The following is an 18,471-nucleotide window of genomic DNA, read 5'->3' as shown; positions in this document are numbered from 1 at the left end:
CCCCCGCACACCCGCACCTTCCCGCCCGCGCGCCCTCAAACGATTTCGGCGCCCGAGTACCGAATCGGTGCGGCCGATCGGGCACTCCCGCGCCGATTCGGCACTCCCACTCCCACGCCGATCGGGCACCCCCGCACCCCGCACCCCGCACCCCCGCCGCCCGCACCCCTGCACGCCCGCGCGCCCGCGCTCGCACTCCCGGGCACGCTCGCACCCCCGCACCCCCGCACCCCGCACACCCGCGCTCCCGCACACGATTTCGGCGCCTGAGTGCCGAATCGGTGCGGCCGATCGGGCACTCAGGCGCCGATTCGGCACTCAGGCGGCGGCAGGAGCGACCGCCGCACCGCACCGCACCGCACCGCACCGCACCGAGTCAGGACACGACCGCACCGCACGCGATCAGGACCCGACGAACCCCTTCGACGGCGCGGGCGAGCGCCGGAACAGCCCGGCGATGCCCCACCCGGTGACCTTCAGCATCGCCTCGACGACGATCATGGGGCTCATCTTCGAGCGGCCGCGCGTGCGCTCGACGAACGTGATCGGCACCTCGACGACGACGAGCCCGGCCTGCCGGGCGTGCCAGAGCATGTCGACCTGGAACCCGTACCCGCGGGTGTGCACGTCGTCGAGCCGGATCGCGCGCAGCGCCGAGGCCCGGATCACGCGGTACCCCGCGGTCACGTCGCGCGTCGACAGGCGCAGCACCGTGCGCGCGTACGCACTGCCCCACCGCGAGAGGATCTCGCGGCGCCGCGGCCAGTTCTCGATGCGCCCGCCCTCGACCCATCGCGACCCGATGACGAGGTCGGCCGGGCGGCCGGAGGCATCCGTCGTCTCGAGGGCCGCGAGCAGCGAGGGGAGCTGCTCGGGCAGGTGCGAGCCGTCGGCGTCCATCTGCACGATCGGGTCGTGGCCGCGGTCGAGCGCCCAGTGGAACGCGGCGAGGTAGGCCGCGCCGAGGCCGTCCTTCGCGGTGCGGTGCAGCACGCGCACGGCGTCGTCGCCGGCGGCGAGGCTCTCGGCGACGTACCCGGTGCCGTCGGGCGAGCTGTCGTCGACGACGACGACGGATGCCTCGGGCACGGCGGCCCGCACCCGGGCGACGGTCTCGGCGATGTTCTCGCGTTCGTTGTACGTCGGGATCACGACGAGGGCGCGCGACATCCGTACTCCCCTCGTGCGTGCCCGCCAATCGTATCCGCACGCCGCCTGAGGGTTCGCCGGGTCAGCGCACGCCCGACATCAGCCGCAACACCGGCTTGCGACCGAGCCAGAGGGCGACGCCCAGGACGATCGCGATCGCGCCGAGCACGCCGAAGTACGTCGCCTCGTTCACGAGCGTGTAGAACGCCCCGAGCTGGCCGGCGATGCTCGTGCCGAGCGCGACCGAGAGGAAGAACAGCGCGACCATCTGCGCGTGGAACACCCTCGGGGCGAGCTTCGTGGCGACCGAGAGGCCGACCGGCGAGAGCAGCAGCTCGGCGATCGTGAACACGAACAGGATGAGCACCATCCAGAGCAGCGGCGTCGAGTTCGCGCCGCCGTCGGCGAACGGCAGGAACAGCAGGAACGCGACGCCCATGATCGCCGTGCCGAGCGCGAACTTCACCGGCGTCGACGGCTGCCGGTCGCCGAGCTTCGTCCAGATCGCGGCGAACACGCCCGACAGCACGATGATGAAGATCGGGTTGATCGACTGCACCCAGGAGACGGGCATCTCCCAGCCGAGGATCTGACGGTTGAGCTGCTCGTCGGAGTAGATCGTGAGCACCGTGAACTGCTGCTGGTAGAGCGACCAGAACGCGACGCTCGCGATGAACAGCGGGATGAACCCGTACACGCGCTTGCGCTCGACGGGCTCGACGTTGCGGCTCGAGAGGATGACGACGAACATCGCCACCGCGGCGACGACCGTGCCGGCGATGACCCAGGTCACGAGGTTGGCGGCGGTGATGAAGCCGATCAGCACGAGCACGACGACGAGCACGACGGATGCCGCGGCGATGGCGATCGCGAGCCCGTACCGGCTGCGCGGCAGCGGGTTCGGGATCGCGGATGCCCCGGCCGGGAGCCCCCGGCGGCCGATCGAGTACTGGATCAGGCCGAACGCCATGCCCACGGCGGCGAGCCCGAACCCGAGGTGGAACCCGAGTGCCGGCGGGTAGCCGTTCTCGGCGGTGAAGGTGTTCTGCAGGAGTCCGGTGAGGATCGGGCCGAAGAACGCGCCGAGGTTGATGCCGAGGTAGAAGATCGAGAAGCCGGCGTCGCGTCGGCTGTCCTTGGCGGAGTACAGCGTTCCGACGACCGTGGTCGCGTTGGCCTTGAGCCCGCCCGAGCCGAACGCGACGAGCACGAGGCCGACGCCGACGCCCCAGAAGCCGGGGATGAGCGCGAGCCCGATGTGCCCCGCCATGATCACCATGGCGCTGTAGAAGAGCACGCGTTCGGAGCCGAGCAGCCGGTCGGCGATCCACGCGCCGAGCACGGTCGAGAGGTACACGGCCCCGCCGTAGGCGCCGACGATGCCGGTGGCGACGGCCTGGTCCATGCCGAGGCCGCCGTCGGCAGCGGAGTAGTACAGGTAGAGCAGCAGGATGCCCTGCATGCCGTAGAAGCTGAACCGCTCCCACATCTCGACGCCGAAGATGTGCACCAGCGGTCTCGGCTGTCCGAAGAAGCCGCGGTCTCCCCGGGTGTCGCGTTCGCCGCCGTCGTCGACCTCCGGCTCTGGCGGGCCGTACTCCCCCGGGGCAGGTTCGGTCACCTTGCCCATGGCCGTCAGCCTAGACCCGGGCGATCGGATGGCGCGAGACATCCGCTCGTCCGGATGCCGCGACCTGCGAGACTGGTCGGGTCCATCGCGCACGGAGGCCGGTCATGACCGAACGACCCGACGAGGAGCTCGTCCGCCTGCAGCGCATCGCGTTCGGCTCGGGTTCCTCCGATGCCGAGCGGGCGGATGCCGCGGCCGAACTCCAGGCCAGGCTGGCCGCCGAGCCGGGCACGTCCGACGCCGAGGGCGAGGGCGACGACGGTGCGGGCGCGGCGGAGGGAGGCTCGAGGGCGGATGCCTCGACCGGCGCACGCGGTGCGGGCGGCGGTGCGGCAGGTGCGGCAGGTGCGGCGGGCGCAGCCGGCGCAGCCGGTGCAGCTGGCGCAGCAGACCCGGCCGGCGCCGGGGCCGCGCCGACGGGTCCGCGCATCCCCCGGTCGACGATCCTCGTCGCCGGCTGCGCCCTCGTGGCGGGCGTCGTGCTCGGCCTGGCGCTCGGCGCGCAGGGCGGCGGCCGGGGGCTCGCGGTCGCGCCGACGTCGACGCCGTACAACGGCCCGCGCACCCTCGCCGAGTACCTCGAGACCCTGCCGATCGCCCTCGAGTCCGACGCGGCCGCGGTCTTCGAGCGTCCGCTGACGGCCGAGGACGTGCCCGCCGGCATGTCGCTCTACGACGCCGGCTCGGGCGCCCCCGAGTTCCGGCTCCTCGCGAAGACGACCGAGGGCGTCGGCATCTACGCCTCGCGGGACGACCTCGACCTCTGCCTCACCGTCGTCTCCGCCCCCTCGGGCGCGGCGAGCACCGCCGAGCGCACTTGCACCGAGGACGGGCGGTTCCCCGAGGCCGGGCTGAGGTCCACCGCGAACGTGGTGCGCGAGAGCGTCGGGACCGACGGGTCGACGGACTTCACGCTGACCAGGTTCGCGGTGGTGTGGACCGTGGGCGGCGAGCTGGTGTTCGGCCCCCAGCGGTAGTCGCTCAGCCGTTCTTCGCGTCGCGCCAGGCCAGGTACTCGCGGGCCGAGGCGAGGTCGTAGTCGGGGCCGGTGATGCCGAGGGTGAAGAGCCGCACGCCCGCGTCGTAGAGGGCGTCGGCGTGCTCGAGGTCGGCGGGCCCGCGGCCGAGCTCGTTCGACACCGTGATCTCAGACACGTCGCGGCCCACCTCGTCGCCCCACGACTTCAGCACGTCGAGCTTGCGGCCGAGCTCGGCCGGCGGCACGAACGAGTGCCAGATGTCGGCGTGCTTCGCGACGATCTTCAGGGTCTTCTGCTCGCCCTTGCCGCCGATCATCACCGGGATCTTGCGCGTCGGCGCCGGGTTCAGCTTCGCCCAGCGCTCCTCGATGCGGGGCAGCGCGTCGGCGAGGGCGTTCAGGCGCCCGCCGACGGTGCCGAACTCGTAGCCGTACTCGTCGTAGTCGCGCTCGAACCAGCCCGAGCCGGTGCCGAAGATGAAGCGGCCCTCGCCGCCCTTCGCGCTGATGTGGTCGAGGGTGCGGGCCATGTCGGCCTGCAGGTCTGCGTTGCGGTACGAGTTGCAGTTCACTAGGGTGCCGAACTCGAGGCGCTCGGTCTGCTCGGCCCAGGCGCCGAGCATGGTCCACGCCTCGAAGTGCAGGCCGTCGCGGTCGCCCGAGAGCGGGAAGAAGTGGTCCCAGTTGAAGACGATGTCGGCGCCGAGCTCTTCGAGTCGGAGCACCGTGTCGCGGATCGCGGGGTACTGGGCGTGCTGGGGCTGCACCTGGATTCCGAGGCGCACGGGTGAGATAGGGCTCATCCGTCGAGCCTACGCCCGGCCGAGGAGGCGGGGGCCGGATGCCGCGAGCCCGGGCCCGCGGCATCCGTCGCCGTCACTCCTTCAGGTCGAGCATCGGCGTGGGTCGGCGGAACCCGCGGGTGGCGATCGCGAGCACGATCACGCCGACCGCGAGCCAGATGAAGCCGACGATGAAGGTCTCGGGGGCGAGGCTCGTCCAGAGCCAGACGGTCAGCCCGAAGCCGACGAACGGCAGCACCACGTTGCGCAGCACCGCCCCGCCCGATCGCTCGCCGAGATCGACGAAGTAGTGCTTGAACACCGACAGGTTCACGACCGAGAACGCCACGAGCGCGCCGAAGCTGATCATGCCCGCGAGCAGGCCCAGGTCGATCCAGATCGCCGCGAGCGACACGACCGAGACGCAGAGGATCGCGATGACCGGCGTCTTGAACCGCGCCGAGAGCCGGCCGAAGAAGCGGGTCGGCAGCACGCCGTCGCGGCCCATCGCGTAGAGGATGCGCGAGACCGAGGCCTGCGACGCGAGCGCCGAGCCCGCGGCACCCGCGACGTACGCCGCCGTGAAGAAGACCGCGAGGAACTCGCCGCCCGCGGTGCGCATCACGTCGAGCGCCGCGGAGTCGACGTCGGAGAACGCGTTCGACGGGAACACGAGCTGCGAGAGGTACGAGAGCCCCACGAAGATCACGCCGGCCGCGATGGTCACGATCATGATCGCGCGCGGCACCGTGCGCTTGGCGTCCTTCGCCTCTTCGGCCATCGTCGAGACCGAGTCGAAGCCGAGGAACGAGAGGCAGAGCACCGCGGCGCCCGCGAAGAGCGCGCCGGGCCCGTCGGCGGTGCCGTCGCCCACGAAGGGCGCCAGCGGGTCGACCGCCTGGCCGTTGAGCGACGCGACGCCGAAGCCGATGAAGGCGAGGATGAACACCGCCTGCACGCCGATGATGACCACGTTCGCTCGGGCAACCGACACGATGCCGACCACGTTCAGCACCGTCACGATGAGGATCGACGCGAGGATGAACACCCACGCCGGCACGGCCGGGAACGCCGCCTCGAGGTAGATGCCGATCACGAGGTAGTTGATCATCGGCAGGAACAGGTAGTCGAGCATGAGCGACCAGCCCGCGAGGAAGCCGACCGCGCCGCCGAAGCTGCGCTGCGTGTACACGTAGGCCGAGCCGGCGTAGGGGAACGCCGCCGACATGCGCGCGTACGACCGCGCCGTGAAGAGCATCACGACGAGCGTGACGAGGTACGACGCGGCGACGCGGCCGCCGCTGATCTGGGTGACGATGCCGTACGTCGTGAACACGGTGAGCGGCACCATGTAGACGAGGCCGAAGAGCACGAGCGACGGGACGCCGAGCACTCGTTTCAGCTTGGGACCGGAGTCGGCGGCGACGACGGCGTCGGCGGGGGCGGCCTGGGACATGGGTGTGCCTTTCAGGAGACGGCGAGGCTGGGGGCGCCTCGGTATCGGGGGGATCCCGCGAGCCAGGTGGCCCGAACGGGAAGATCGGGGATCCGCGACGGATCCAGGTCGCGCGGGTCGGCGGCCAGGTGCACGAGGTCGGCGGCGGCGCCCGGCTCGATGCGGCCCCACGCGGCATCCGCGCTGTCGGCGAAGGCCTGGTGGGCGACCGACGCCGAGTACGCGTCGAGCGCGACGCCCACGGGCAGGATCTCGTGCGGCGTCCAGCCGCCCGCCGGCTCGCCGTCGACGGTGCGACGGCTCACGGCCACGGCGATGCCGTCGCGCGGGTCGCCCGACGAGACCGGCCAGTCCGACCCGAACGCGAGCCGCGCGCCGGACTGCTCGATGGTGCGCATCGGGTACTGCCGGTCGGCGCGCTCCTGCCCGAGCCGCGGCACGGTGAGCACCTGCATGAGCGCGTCGAGCTGGGCCCACAGCGGCTGCATGTTCGGAATCACGCCGAGGCTCGCGAACCGGTCGAGGTCGGCTTCGTCGACGAGCTGCGCGTGGGCGATCACGGGGCGGCGGTCGCGCGGCCCGTTCACGGCGACGGCGTGCTCGATCGCGTCGAGCGCCTGCCGCACCGCCGCGTCGCCGATCGCGTGCACGTGCACCTGGAACCCGGCCGCGTCGACCGCGCACACGGCCTCGGCGAGCGCCTCGGCGCCCCAGACCGACATGCCGTGCTTGTGCAGCGCCGAGCAGTACGGCTCGAGCAGCGCGCCCGTCTCGTTCTCGACGACGCCGTCGGCGAAGAACTTCACCGTGTTCGCGGTGAGCAGGGGCGACCCGGCCTCCTGCACGCGCCGGCGGGACTCGACGAAGTCGGGCAGCTGCTCGGCGAAGCGGCGCGGGTCGGCGTAGAGCGCCAGGTTGGTGCGCAGGCGCAGACGGTCGGCCTCGGCCGCCAGCAGGTAGGTGTCGAGGTCGCCGGGCTCGACCCAGGCGTCCTGCACCCAGGTGACGCCGCGGGCGAGGTAGTAGTCGGCCGCGCGTTCGAGGGCGCGCAGGCGCTCCTCGGCCGGTCGGGGCGGCATGATGTCGGTCACGAGCTCGACGGCGCCCCACTCGCGCAGCGTGCCGAGCGGGCTGCCGTCGGCGCGGCGGGTGATCTCGCCGAGCACCGGGTCGGGGGTCTCGGCGTCGATGCCCGCGAGCTCGAGCGCCCGCGTGTTGCACCACACCGTGTGGTAGTCCCAGGCGCGCAGCACCACGGGCCGGTCGGCGACGGCCTCGTCGAGCCATCGCGCGTCGAACAGGCCGCCCTCGGCGAGGCTGCCGTCGTACGAGGCGCCCTGGATCCACTCGCGCTCGGGGTGCTCCTCGGCGAACCGGCGCACCTCGGCGACGATCTCCTCGACCGTGGCGCACGCACGCACGTCGGGCCCCTCGGCCTCGAGCCCGCCGAAGAGGGGATGCGCGTGGCCGTCGCCGAACGCGGGCATCAGGAAGCCCGACTCGAGATCGATGCGCTCGACGGATGTCGCGGCGTCGGCGGTACCGGATGCCGCGGCGTCGGCGGTACCGGATGCCGCGGCGGTTGCCGCACCGGCGCCATCGGAATGCTCCGCGGCGTCGGCCAGCCGCAGCGCCTCGTCGTCGAGGGCGACGATGCGTCCGTCGCGCACGAGGAGGGCGTGGCCGGTGGGCTGGGCGTGCCCGCGCCAGACCGTGCCGCCGTGGAAGAGGGTCGTGCTCACGTGCTGGATCCTTCGAGATCAGGGTACGAACAGTGTTCGTATTTGAGTGAACGTGACGATACACTCTCGAAGCGAGCGAGGGAAGACCCAAGATGGAATCCGTGACACGCGTCAACCGAGAGCACCTCGTGACCGTCGCGCTCGAACTCATCGACGAAGAGGGCGGCGACGCCCTGTCGATGCGCGCGCTCGCCAAGCGCGTCGACCGCCAGGTCTCCTCGCTCTACAACCACGTCGCGAGCCGCAGCGACCTCATCGAGGCCGTGCGGGCCCGCATCGTGGCCGACATCGACACGACCGCCTTCGACGCCGAACCGTGGCCGGCCGCCGTCGAATCGTGGGCGCGCTCGTACCTCGCGGCGTTCGCCGCGCACCCGAACGTGACCTTCCTGCTCGCGACCACGCCGATCCGCGACGAGTCCACGCTGCACATGTACGGGCGCGTCATCGCCGCCCTCGTCGGCGCGGGATGGCCCGTCGGCGACGCCGTCGCCGTCATGCGCACCGTCGAGGCGCTCGTGGTCGGCTCCGCCATCGACCTCGTCGCCCCGGCCGACCTGCTCGACCAGGCCTCGGTTCCGCCCGAGCTGCCCGAACTCCGCGCAGCGCTCGATCCCGCACTCGGCGACGGCTTCAGCGCGCAGCGGGCCTTCGAGGTCGGACTCGCGGCGCTCATGGACGGCCTGCGGCGACGCCACGCCGCGCCCGACCCCGTCGACGGCTCCGCTTCGCCGCCCCACGCATGATTCCCGCGCGCAGGCCTGTTCCCGCGCAACCGATCGTCGTACACTCCGAGGATGGACAACCTCGATCGAGCCATCCTCGACCTGCTCCGCCAGAACGCGCGCGCCGGGTACGGTGACATCGGGTCCTCCGTCGGCCTCTCGGCGAGCGCCGTCAAGCGGCGCGTCGACCGCCTCGTCGCCGACGGCGTCATCCGCTCGTTCACGATCCAGGTCGACCCCGCCGTCGACGGCATGTCGACCGAGGCGTACGTCGAGCTGTTCTGCCGCGGCACGGTCGCCCCCGACGAACTGCAGCGCATCCTCCAGGGCGTGCCCGAGGTGGTCTACGCGGGCACCGTCACGGGCAGCGCCGACGCGATCGTGCAGATCCGCGCGCGCGACATCGCCTCCCTCGAAGACGCGCTCGAACGCGTGCGCGTTGCCCCGAACGTCGACCACACCCGCAGCGCCATCGTGCTGTCCCGGCTGGTCAACCGCAGCAGGGACTGACGATGACGGATGCCGCGGCAGCACCGCTCGCGCTCAGCATCGACCCCGCGGCATCCGCACCGCCCTTCGAGCAGCTGCGACGGCAGGTCGTCGAGGGCGTCGCCGACGGATCGCTCCCGCCCGGCACACGGCTGCCGACCGTGCGCGCCCTCGCCGCCGACCTCGGGCTCGCCGTGAACACCGTCGCCAAGGCCTACCGAGCACTCGAGTCCGACGGCATCATCGAGACCCGCGGTCGCTCGGGCACCTTCGTCGCGGCGACCGGCGACGCCTCATCGCAGCAGGCGCAGCTCGCGGCGATCGCCTACGCCGACCGCGTGCACCGGCTCGGTCTCGACGACGCCGAGGCCCTCGCGCTCGTCGCCGCCGCACTGGGCGCGAAGCGCTGACCCGCACGCCGGTCGAGGAGCGAAGCCGCCCCCGCCGGTCGAGGAGCGAAGCCACCCCCGCCGGTCGAGGAGCGAAGCGTCTCGAGACCAGCCCCCGCCGGTCGAGGAGCGAAGCGTCTCGAGACCCGCCCCCGCCGGTCGAGGAGCGAAGCGTCTCGAGACCAGCCCCCGCCGGTCGTACCGTGCGGCGGAGCCCGAACTCCGCACAGCCCGTGTTCCCCTCCGCTTGACGGTCGGCGACCGGGGAGCCTAGCTTCAGACCATGGCCAGCTCACCGACGACGCCCATCGACATGTCACGCCCGAACGGCAAGGGACTCGCCGTCGGAACGCTCGGGCTCTGGGGGTCGACCGTCATCGGCCTGGCCTCGACCGCTCCCGTCTACTCGCTCGTCGCGACGCTCGGCTTCGTCGTGCTCGCGGTGGGCGCGCAGGCTCCCATCGTCTTCGTCATCGCCTTCGTGCCGATGCTCTTCATCGCCTTCGCCTACCGCGAGCTGAACAACGACGTGCCCGACTGCGGCACCACGTTCACCTGGGGCACGAAGGCGTTCGGCCCGTGGGTCGGGTGGATGGGCGGCTGGGGCGTCGCCGTGGCCGGCATGGTCGTGCTCGCGAACCTCGCCCAGATCGCCGGCATCTACTTCTGGTCGCTCATCGGCGACGGCTCGCTCTCCGAGAACGCCGTCGTCGTCACCGCGACGGGCGTGGTGTTCATCGCGGCGATGACCTGGGTGAGCTGGCGCGGCGTCGAGATCGGCGAGCGCATCCAGAACATCCTGCTCGGCATCCAGTACGTCGCCCTCGCGATCTTCGTGATCGCCGCCATGTGGCAGTACTTCTCGGGCGACGCGCCCGGCGCGACCGCATTCGACTGGTCGTGGTTCAACCCGTTCGCGCTCACCGACTGGCACAGCTTCGTCGAGGCCACCCTGCTGGCGCTCTTCATCTACTGGGGCTGGGACACCTGCCTCGCGCTCAACGAGGAGACGAAGGACCCCAAGCGCATCCCCGGCCGGGCCGCGCTGCTCACGACCATCATCCTGCTCATCACCTACGTCGGCGTCACCGTCGCCGCGATGATGTACGCCGGCCTCGGCGACTCCGGCTCGGGCCTCGGCAACGAGGCGAACGCCGACGACTTCTTCCTCGCCATCAAGGACGGCCTGCTCGGCCCGTTCGGCTGGGTGCTCGTCGTCGCGGTGCTCATCTCGGCCGTCTCGTCCACGCAGACCACGATCCTCCCGACCGCCCGCGGCACGCTCGCGATGGCCGCCTACAAGGCGCTCCCCCGCAAGTTCGCCAGCGTGCACCCCCAGTACAAGACGCCGTCCTTCTCGACCCTCGTCATGGGCATCGTCGCGATCGTCTATTACGTCGGGATGTCGCTCATCAGCGACTCGCTCCTGCAGGACTCGGTGCTCTCGCTCGGCCTCGCCATCGCGTTCTACTACGCGATCACCGGCTTCGCGTGCGTCTGGTACTTCCGCCGCGACCTGTTCAAGAGCGCCCGCGACTTCTTCTACAAGGGCCTGCTGCCGCTGCTCGGCGCGCTCATGCTGACCTACGCGTTCGTGCAGTCGGCGATCGACATGTACGACGTCGACTACGGCTACACGGTGCTGCTCGGCATCGGCGGCACGTTCGTGCTCGGCATCGGCGCGCTCGCCTTCGGCGTGGTGCTGATGCTGATCTGGTGGATGTTCCCGCGCGCGAAGCCGTTCTTCCGCGGCGAGAGCCTCAACCGCGAGACGCCCGTGCTCGTGCCCGAGGACCCGTCGGAGTTCGTGCGCTCGGTCGACGGCGGCGTCTGACGCGCGACGCCGCGGCGCGGCATCCGGTTGGGGCTTCGGCCTTCGGCCTTCGGATGCCGCGAGTACACGGATGCCGCAGCCGAGCGGATGCCGCAGGCGCCGGCTACTCGGCGGGCGCCGCGGGAGCCGGGATCGGCTCCTTGGGCAGGCGGCGCACCTTGGCGCGGCGCTTGCGGCGCTCGGGGATCATCGAGCGCATCTCCTCGAGGCGTCCGAAGCAGAGCAGACGGTCGCCCGACTCGAGCAGCACGCCCTTGCGCGGGTTCGGGATCACGTTGGCCCCGCGGTGCAGCGTGAGCACCGTGATGTCGCGCTCCCACAGGCCGGACTCGCCGAGCGTCTTGCCCACGAGGTCGGCGTTGCCGTGCACGAGCAGTTCGGCCACGCCGTACCCCGTCGAGACGGTGAGCCGCTGGCGCACGTCGATCTCGGGGAACGCGACCTGGTTGGCCATGTAGTCGATGATCGCGCCGGCGACGTCGAGGTTCGTCGCCGTCTCGATGCCCTGCAGGCCGGGCGATGAGTTGACCTCCATGACGAGCGGGCCGTCGTTGCCCTCGAGCATGTCGACGCCCGCGACCTTGAGGCCCATGATCTGCGCCGAGCGCACCGCCGCCTGCTCGTACTCGGGCGTGAGCTCGACCGGCTCGACGCTGCCGCCGCGGTGCACGTTCGAACGGAACTCGTCGCCGCTCGCGACCCGGCGCATGGCCGCGACCACGCGGTCGCCGACGACGAGCGCACGGATGTCGCGCCCCCGGCTCTCGGCGATGAACTTCTGGATCAGCACGTTCTGCTTCGTCGAGTGCAGCGTCTCGATGATCGCCTCGGCGACCTTGACCTGCGGGGCGAGGATCACGCCGATGCCCTGCGTGCCCTCGAGCAGCTTGATGACGACCGGCGCACCGCCGACGAGCTCGATCGCCTGACGCACGTCGGCGCGGTTGCGCACGAAGGACGTGGGCGGCAACGCGATGTTGTGCCGCGACAGGATCTGGTTCGCCCGGAGCTTGTCGCGCGCGTTCGTGATGCCGTTCGCGGTGTTCGGCGTGTAGACGTCCATCTGCTCGAACTGGCGCACCACCGCCGTGCCGAAGTACGTGATCGAGTTGCCGATGCGCGGCAGGATCGCGTCGTAGTCGCTCAGGGGGCGGCCGCGGTACTGCAGGTCGGGCTCGGCGCCCGCGAGGTCGATCGCGAAGCGCAGCGTGTTCAGCACCTTCACCTGGTGGCCGCGCTGCACGGCCGCGGCCTTGAGCCGTTGCGTCGAGTACGCCTGCGGGGCACGCGAGAGAATCGCCAGTTTCAAAGTCAGCCCCTGCCATGATGGATCGAGATGAGAGCGTCAGACCATTCAAGCACCATCGCCGGATGGCGCGAATGGGCGAGCCTCCCCGAGATCGACGTCGACTGGATCAAGGTCAAGCTCGACACCGGTGCACGGTCGTCCTCGCTGCACGCGTTCGACGTCGAGGAGTTCGAGCGCGACGGCATCCCCTGGGTCCGCTACGGCGTCCGGCCGTGGCAGAACTCCGACGACGACGCCGTGGTCGTCGAGTCGCGCGTGCACGACCGGCGTGCCGTGCGCAGCTCATCGGGCCACTCCGAGGAGCGCATCGTGGTGCTCCTCGACATCGTGCTCCTCGGGCGCGAGATGCGCGCGGAGGTCACGCTGAGCAACCGCGACGAGATGGGCTTCCGCATGCTCATCGGGCGCGAGGCCCTGCGCAACGGGTTCCTCGTCGCCGCCGGCGAGTCGTTCCTCGGCGGACGCGCGCCCCGCGGCATCCGCCGTCAGAACCGCGGCCGCTGACCGCCGCCGGTCGAGGAGCGGAGCGTCTCGAGACCCGCCGCCGGTCGAGGAGCGAAGCGTCTCGAGACCCGCCGCCGGTCGAGGAGCGAAGCGTCTCGCCGCCGCCGGTCGAGGAGCGAAGCGTCTCGAGACCCGCACACGTCCCGACCCGCCGCCGGTCAGAACCGCCCGTAGGCGAGTTCGCCGCGCTTGCCCGCGAGTGCGGCGAACGCGGCGGCGGCGCGCTTGCGACGGCGGTGCGTCGCGACGAACGCCCAGATGCCGAGCACGAGGGCGATCGCACCGACGACCAGCAGCACGACCGCGAACACCACGAGATCGGGCTCGTCGCCCGTGGCGAGCATGCCGATGCCGAGCATCACGCCGAGGAAGCCGAGCACGCTGCCGGCGTACGCGCACAGCCCGAGCAGGCGGTTCGCCGCGTCGAGCGCCACCCCGAGGAACGGCGCGGGCAACCCGCGTTCGGCCCGTCGCGGATCCGCCGCGAGCCACTCGGCGCCGAGCGCCTGCAGGCGCAGCGTCCGCCGATCGGCGGCCGCAGCCCAGACGAACAGGGCGACCGCACCGATCGCCGCCGACCAGCCGAGCAGCGCGAGCGCGCCGTCGCCGAACCCGCCCGACTCGGTGATGCCCCACACGAAGGCGACGGCGAATCCGGCGACGGCCAGCCACATGGCCGCTGCGGCGGCGGCCGCGACGTTCGCGGCGGTCCGCGGCGCCGCGGCGATGAGCTGGGCGGCGCCGTCGTCATCGGTCGCGAGCGCTTCGACCAGAGCCCGCAGACGCTGTTCGTCTTCGGGCGCGAGACCGGACTCCGTGGCCTCGCTCGCGGGCGCGGGGGCGCCCTCCGGCACCGCGGCGGCGGGAGTGGCCTGGGACGGATCCGCCCCGCCCAAGAGCCGGATCACCCCGTCGAGCTCGAGCAGGAGTGCGTCGCGGCCGATCGCGGCGGCGGCGACGTTCGCCTGCGAGTCGCCGGACAGCAGCTCGCTCTCGGCACTGGCCCCGGACGCGCTCGCGGGCAGGCCCGACCGCTCGACGAGGCCGCGCAACGCGACGGCCTGCTCGAGGGCGAGCCCCTTGAACGGCCGGCCGAACACGAGCACGCGGACGCTTGCGCCGGTGTCCGCGGCGATGCGGTAGTGGAGGTACTGCGCGGTGCCGCCCGACGAGATGGATCGCTTCACCGCCGTCACGCTCGAGAGCGGCAGCTCGCCGGAGCCCAGACGAACGACGCCGCGATCGAGGTCGACCGCCAGCGTGCGATACATGAGCGCCATGATCACGCCGAGGATCGCGCCGCTCGCGACGGCGGCGATCGCCCAGGCCGCCACGAATCCGCCGGCCAGCTCCGGCATCAGGGCGCCGATGAGGCCCGCGAGCGGAAGCCCGACCAGCACCGAGAAGACGAGCAGGGTGAGCGGTGAGCGGCGCACGGGTGCGCCCGCTGGTTGGATCACGATCGGCATCCCGCCATTCTGTCAGCGCCGGTCGAGGAGCGAAGCGTCTCGAGACCCCGCCGGTCGAGGAGCGAAGCGTCCCGAGACCCGCGCAGGTCTCGAGACGGCGCTGAAGCGCCTCCTCGACCGGCGAAGCGTCCCGAACCGGCGCTGAAGCGCCTCCTCGACCGGCGAAGCCGCGTCAGATGACGTCGTCGGTGATCGTCGTCGGGTTGCCGAACCGGTGGTTCGTGATCGAGATCGCCTGCTCGTGCAGGAACGGCAGCAGTTCCACGCGACCCGAGGGCGTCACGGGGTGGGCCCACACCGCGACATCCGGCGTCCCGTCCAGCGCACCGGCGAGCCCCGACGGGTCGCCGCCGACGAGCCGCACGCGCGACGCGCCGACGCCGTGCTTCGAAACTCGGGTGAGCCAGGTCGCGTCGCCCTCGCGCACCAGGTCGAAGCCCTTCGACCCGAGCAGCTGGCGCACGCCCTTCGGCAGCTCGTGCGCGGTCGAGACGGTGAGCGGGGCTCCGGCGAGCACGCCCGCGGCGATGATGCGCAGCCCCTCGCCGAGCGTGGCGGCCTCGCCGATGCGGATCGCGACGGGCAGCGGGCGGTAGCGGAACAGGTTGCGCTCGACGCCGACGGCCGAGACGTCCTTCGTGGTCGAGTACTCCTCGGTCCACGCGATCTGGTCGGACAGCGCGGAACGGCGGAGCACCTCGAACGCCTCGAAGTCGAGCGAGGACTGGGAGGCCTCGATGATCTCGGACACGCGCTTCTCGAGCCCGCGCAGGTGCAGGGAGCCCGAGGTCATGTCGTGCTGCGGCTGCCAGTCGCCGAGGCCGAACAGGTAGTTCGGCCCGCCGGCCTTCGAGCCGGCGCCGACTGCCGACCGCTTCCAGCCGCCGAACGGCTGGCGCTGCACGATCGCACCCGTGATGCCGCGGTTGACGTAGAGGTTGCCGGCCTCGACCCGGTCGATCCAGGTCGCGATCTCGTCGGCGTCGAGCGAGTGCAGGCCCGCGGTCAGCCCGTAGTCGACCGCGTTCTGCATGCGGATCGCCTCGTCGAGGTTCTTCGCGTGCATGACGCCGAGCACGGGGCCGAAGAACTCGGTGAGGTGGAAGTACGAGCCGTCGGCGACGCCCGTGCGCACGCCCGGCGACCAGAGGCGGCCGGTGTCGTCGAGCCGCTTGGGCTCGACGAGCCACTCCTCGCCGATGCCGAGCTGGGTCAGCGCGTGCTCGAGCTTGCCGTTCGCGGGTTCCACGAGCGGTCCCATCTGGCTCGACGCGTGCTCGGGCCATCCGACCTTGAGCGACATGGTCGCGTCGACGAGCTGGCGCATGAACCGCTCGGACCTCGCGACCGAGCCCACGAGGATGACGAGCGACGCGGCCGAGCACTTCTGGCCGGCGTGTCCGAACGCGCTCTTCACGACGTCGGATGCCGCGAGGTCGAGGTCCGCCGACGGCGTCACGATGATCGCGTTCTTGCCGCTCGTCTCGGCGAGCAGCGGCAGGTCGGGGCGGAACGAGCGGAACAGCTTCGCGGTCTCGTACGCGCCCGTGAGGATCACGCGGTCGACGTCGGGGTGGCTGACCAGGCGGGTTCCGAGGTCGCGCTCGGCGAGGTCGACGAGCACCAGGAGGTCGCGCGGGATGCCCGCCTCCCAGAGGGCCTCGACCATGACGGCGCCGGAGCGCTGGGCGAGCTTCGCGGGCTTGATGACGACCGCGGAGCCTGCGGCGAGCGCGGCCAGCACGCCGCCCGCGGGGATCGCGACCGGGAAGTTCCACGGTGGGGTCACGACCGTGACCTCCGACGGCACGAACCTGGCGCCCTGCACGTGGTCGAGCTCGCGGGCGCGCTCGGCGTAGTAGTGCGCGAAGTCGATGGCCTCGCTGATCTCGGGGTCGGACTCGGCGATCGTCTTGCCGGTCTCGGCGGCCATGACCTCGATGAGGCGGTCGCGGTTCGCGGCGAGGGAGAGGCCCGCGCGGTGCAGCACCGCGGCGCGCTCGTCGCCCGAGCGCGAACCCCAGTCGCGTCCGCGTTCGGCGGCGACGGCGATGACGTGGTCGAGCGTCGCGGCGTCGTCGATGCGGGCGGCGGCGACCGTGTCGACGCCCAGTCGCGACTCGGGCACGCGCGCGAGGATGCGGCGACCCCACTCGCGGTTCGCGGCGAGCGCCGGGTCGGTGTCGGGCTCGTTGCGGAACCCGGGCGTCACGCCCGAGCCGACCGGCGCGGGCGCGCCGTCGAGCGAGGCCTCGAGGGCGTCGAGGTCGAACCCGTCTCCGAGGCTGCCCCGGCGGATGCCGAGCACGACGCTCGTGAGCGACTCGTCCTGCTCGTGCTCGCTGCCGGGTGCCGGGGCGTCCTTGGCGGCCATGGCCGCGGCGAAGGACTCCTCCGTCCACTCGGTGCGGCGGTTCTGGGTGCGGTTGGGGGCGGGCACGGCGGATGCCCCGGATGCCGCGGGCGTTCCGGATGCCGCGGATGCCGCCGTCCCGTCGGCACCTGCCGTGTCGGCACGTAGCGCGTCGTCGCCGCCTCCGTCGGACTCGGCTTCGAGCGCCGCGAGCGACGCGAGGTAGCGGCGCATCTCGCGATCGAAGAGCGGTTCGCTCGACGCGAGGTCGAACACCGCCGACATGAAGTTGTCCTGGCTCGCGTTCTCTTCGAGGCGGCGCACGAGGTAGGCGATCGCGACGTCGAACTCGCTCGGGTTGACGACGGGCGTGTAGAGGAGCAGGTTGCCGACGTCGCCGCGCACGGCCTCGGCCTGGCCGGTCGCCATGCCGAGCAGCATCTCGAAGTCGATACGGCCGGTGACGCCGCGGTCGACGGCGGTGACCCAGGCATCGGCCACGTCGAACAGGTTGTGTCCGGCGATGCCGAGCTTGACGGCATCCGTTCGCTCGGGGGTCATCGCCCACCGCAGCACGCGCTTGTAGTTGGTGTCGCTCTCCTGCTTGGTGGCGTAGGTGGCGACCGGCCAGCCGTGCACGGCCGCGTCGACGTGCTCCATGGCGAGGTTGGCGCCCTTGACGACGCGCACCTTGATGGGGGCGCCGCCCTGCGCACGCCGTTCGGCGGCCCAGGCGTTGAGGTGCTGCATGGCGCCCAGCGCGTCGGGCAGGTAGGTCTGCAGCACGATGCCGGCCTCGAGGTGCTTCAGCTGCGGCTGGTCGAGCAGCGCGGTGAAGACCGCGATGGTCAGGTCGAGGTCGCGGTACTCCTCCATGTCGAGGTTGATGAACTTCGCCTTGCCGCGCGCCTCGTTCTGCGCGGCGAGCTCGTAGAGCGGCGTGAGCTTGGCGACGACCTTGGCCACGGCCTCGTCGAACGACCACATCGAGAGCTGGCTGACGACGCTCGAGACCTTGATCGACACGTAGTCGACGTCGTCGCGGGCGAGGAACTCGGTCGTGCCCTTCAGCCGGCGGTCGGCTTCGTCCTCGCCGAGCACGGCCTCGCCGAGGAGGTTGAGGTTGAGGCGGTTGCCCGAGGCCCTCAGGTGCGAGATGACCGGGCCGAGCTTGGCCGGCGTGGCGTCGAGCACGAGGTGGCCGACCATGGCCCGCAGCACGCGGCGCGCGATGGGCACGACGACCCACGGCAGCACGGGCGCGAACGCCCCGCCGACCCGGATGGCCGCGCGCAGGTGCCAGGGCAGGAACCCCGGCGTGAGCTTCGCGACGTGCGCGAGGTTGCGGCCCGCGACGCCGAGGTCTTCGGGGCGCATGACGCCGTCGACGAAGCCGACGGTGAAGGCGAGCCCGTTCGGGTCCTTCAGCACGCCGGCGAGGCGCTCGGCGGAGACCTCTGCGGGGTGTTCGGCGCTCTCGGCGAGCCACCGTCGCACGAGGGCTACGACGCGTTCGGTGCTCTGCTGCGTCGCGGATGTTGCGGTGTCCGGCATGCTCACGAGGCTAGTGTCCTTCGGCTCGGGCGCCGTGGGTTCGTCGCGCCTGTCGGGTTAAGTGTGCGTCGCGGCATCCGTTCGGTAAAGCGAATGAATCTGATGGA

At 71.7% G+C, this 18,471-nt stretch carries 14 protein-coding genes; 6 read left to right on the top strand and 8 right to left on the bottom strand.

Annotated elements, in window-relative coordinates:
• Positions 1 to 402: 402 nt before the first annotated feature.
• Both GQQ92_RS07825 and GQQ92_RS07820 read right to left on the bottom strand, forming a co-directional pair.
• Positions 403 to 1,170, bottom strand: coding sequence for a polyprenol monophosphomannose synthase (locus GQQ92_RS07825; protein ID WP_156998652.1), 768 nt, complete (start codon positions 1,168 to 1,170; stop codon positions 403 to 405).
• Positions 1,171 to 1,231: 61 nt separating this feature from the next.
• Positions 1,232 to 2,779 (bottom strand): peptide MFS transporter, encoded by a 1,548-nt coding sequence (locus GQQ92_RS07820; RefSeq protein ID WP_156998651.1) that lies wholly within the window; start codon positions 2,777 to 2,779, stop codon positions 1,232 to 1,234.
• A gap of 104 nt (positions 2,780 to 2,883) precedes the next feature.
• On the opposite strand from GQQ92_RS07820, the gene GQQ92_RS07815 reads away from it, so the two are divergent.
• Positions 2,884 to 3,756, top strand: coding sequence for a hypothetical protein (locus GQQ92_RS07815; RefSeq protein WP_156998650.1), 873 nt, complete (start codon positions 2,884 to 2,886; stop codon positions 3,754 to 3,756).
• Between the two features lie 4 nt (positions 3,757 to 3,760).
• Here the strand turns inward: GQQ92_RS07815 and GQQ92_RS07810 are convergent, their stop codons facing one another.
• The 3 genes from GQQ92_RS07810 to GQQ92_RS07800 form a co-directional block, all read right to left on the bottom strand.
• A complete protein-coding gene (locus tag GQQ92_RS07810; RefSeq protein WP_156998649.1) occupies positions 3,761 to 4,561 on the bottom strand; it encodes an LLM class F420-dependent oxidoreductase in 801 nt (266 codons plus the stop codon).
• 73 nt (positions 4,562 to 4,634) lie between these two features.
• Positions 4,635 to 5,996, bottom strand: coding sequence for an APC family permease (locus tag GQQ92_RS07805; RefSeq protein WP_156998648.1), 1,362 nt, complete (start codon positions 5,994 to 5,996; stop codon positions 4,635 to 4,637).
• Between the two features lie 11 nt (positions 5,997 to 6,007).
• On the bottom strand, positions 6,008 to 7,738 hold the full coding sequence (locus GQQ92_RS07800; protein WP_156998647.1) for an amidohydrolase: 1,731 nt from the start codon (positions 7,736 to 7,738) through the stop codon (positions 6,008 to 6,010).
• Positions 7,739 to 7,839: 101 nt separating this feature from the next.
• Here GQQ92_RS07800 and GQQ92_RS07795 point away from each other — a divergent pair, with 101 nt between their 5' ends.
• The 4 genes from GQQ92_RS07795 to GQQ92_RS07780 all read left to right on the top strand — a co-directional run bounded on the left by GQQ92_RS07795 (position 7,840) and on the right by GQQ92_RS07780 (position 11,175).
• Positions 7,840 to 8,484 carry a TetR/AcrR family transcriptional regulator gene (locus tag GQQ92_RS07795; protein WP_232057564.1) on the top strand — a complete coding sequence of 215 codons (645 nt, stop codon included), beginning with the start codon at positions 7,840 to 7,842 and terminating at the stop codon, positions 8,482 to 8,484.
• Between the two features lie 51 nt (positions 8,485 to 8,535).
• Complete coding sequence (locus tag GQQ92_RS07790; protein WP_156998645.1) at positions 8,536 to 8,973, top strand: Lrp/AsnC family transcriptional regulator; 438 nt, start codon at positions 8,536 to 8,538, stop codon at positions 8,971 to 8,973.
• Between the two features lie 2 nt (positions 8,974 to 8,975).
• Positions 8,976 to 9,362 carry a GntR family transcriptional regulator gene (locus tag GQQ92_RS07785; protein ID WP_156998644.1) on the top strand — a complete coding sequence of 129 codons (387 nt, stop codon included), beginning with the start codon at positions 8,976 to 8,978 and terminating at the stop codon, positions 9,360 to 9,362.
• 262 nt (positions 9,363 to 9,624) lie between these two features.
• Positions 9,625 to 11,175, top strand: a complete 1,551-nt coding sequence (locus GQQ92_RS07780; protein ID WP_156998643.1) for an APC family permease — start codon at positions 9,625 to 9,627, stop codon at positions 11,173 to 11,175.
• 103 nt (positions 11,176 to 11,278) lie between these two features.
• Here GQQ92_RS07780 and GQQ92_RS07775 read toward each other — a convergent pair whose 3' ends face one another.
• Positions 11,279 to 12,484, bottom strand: coding sequence for a RimK family alpha-L-glutamate ligase (locus GQQ92_RS07775; RefSeq protein ID WP_156998642.1), 1,206 nt, complete (start codon positions 12,482 to 12,484; stop codon positions 11,279 to 11,281).
• A gap of 27 nt (positions 12,485 to 12,511) precedes the next feature.
• Here GQQ92_RS07775 and GQQ92_RS07770 point away from each other — a divergent pair, with 27 nt between their 5' ends.
• Positions 12,512 to 12,988 (top strand): ATP-dependent zinc protease family protein, encoded by a 477-nt coding sequence (locus GQQ92_RS07770; protein WP_156998641.1) that lies wholly within the window; start codon positions 12,512 to 12,514, stop codon positions 12,986 to 12,988.
• Between the two features lie 158 nt (positions 12,989 to 13,146).
• Here GQQ92_RS07770 and GQQ92_RS07765 read toward each other — a convergent pair whose 3' ends face one another.
• The gene (locus GQQ92_RS07765) at positions 13,147 to 14,457 is read right to left on the bottom strand and encodes a hypothetical protein (protein WP_156998640.1); all 1,311 of its coding nucleotides are present in this window, start codon (positions 14,455 to 14,457) and stop codon (positions 13,147 to 13,149) included.
• 172 nt (positions 14,458 to 14,629) lie between these two features.
• A complete protein-coding gene (locus GQQ92_RS07760; RefSeq protein ID WP_156998639.1) occupies positions 14,630 to 18,364 on the bottom strand; it encodes a bifunctional proline dehydrogenase/L-glutamate gamma-semialdehyde dehydrogenase in 3,735 nt (1,244 codons plus the stop codon).
• Positions 18,365 to 18,471 lie beyond the last annotated feature (107 nt).

The organism is Agromyces terreus (genome assembly GCF_009749465.1).
GTDB lineage: Bacteria > Actinomycetota > Actinomycetes > Actinomycetales > Microbacteriaceae > Agromyces > Agromyces terreus.
The sequence above is the reverse complement of the archived record's forward strand: the minus strand, read 5'-3'. Positions and strand labels throughout refer to the sequence as shown.

Coding starts and splice junctions, on each gene's coding strand:
- GQQ92_RS07825 (WP_156998652.1), bottom strand. CDS start 1,170: ATGTCGCGCGCCCTCGTCGTGATCCCGACGTACAACGAACGCGAGAAC.
- GQQ92_RS07820 (WP_156998651.1), bottom strand. CDS start 2,779: ATGGGCAAGGTGACCGAACCTGCCCCGGGGGAGTACGGCCCGCCAGAG.
- GQQ92_RS07815 (WP_156998650.1), top strand. CDS start 2,884: ATGACCGAACGACCCGACGAGGAGCTCGTCCGCCTGCAGCGCATCGCG.
- GQQ92_RS07810 (WP_156998649.1), bottom strand. CDS start 4,561: ATGAGCCCTATCTCACCCGTGCGCCTCGGAATCCAGGTGCAGCCCCAG.
- GQQ92_RS07805 (WP_156998648.1), bottom strand. CDS start 5,996: ATGTCCCAGGCCGCCCCCGCCGACGCCGTCGTCGCCGCCGACTCCGGT.
- GQQ92_RS07790 (WP_156998645.1), top strand. CDS start 8,536: ATGGACAACCTCGATCGAGCCATCCTCGACCTGCTCCGCCAGAACGCG.
- GQQ92_RS07785 (WP_156998644.1), top strand. CDS start 8,976: ATGACGGATGCCGCGGCAGCACCGCTCGCGCTCAGCATCGACCCCGCG.
- GQQ92_RS07780 (WP_156998643.1), top strand. CDS start 9,625: ATGGCCAGCTCACCGACGACGCCCATCGACATGTCACGCCCGAACGGC.
- GQQ92_RS07770 (WP_156998641.1), top strand. CDS start 12,512: ATGAGAGCGTCAGACCATTCAAGCACCATCGCCGGATGGCGCGAATGG.
- GQQ92_RS07765 (WP_156998640.1), bottom strand. CDS start 14,457: ATGCCGATCGTGATCCAACCAGCGGGCGCACCCGTGCGCCGCTCACCG.
- GQQ92_RS07760 (WP_156998639.1), bottom strand. CDS start 18,364: ATGCCGGACACCGCAACATCCGCGACGCAGCAGAGCACCGAACGCGTC.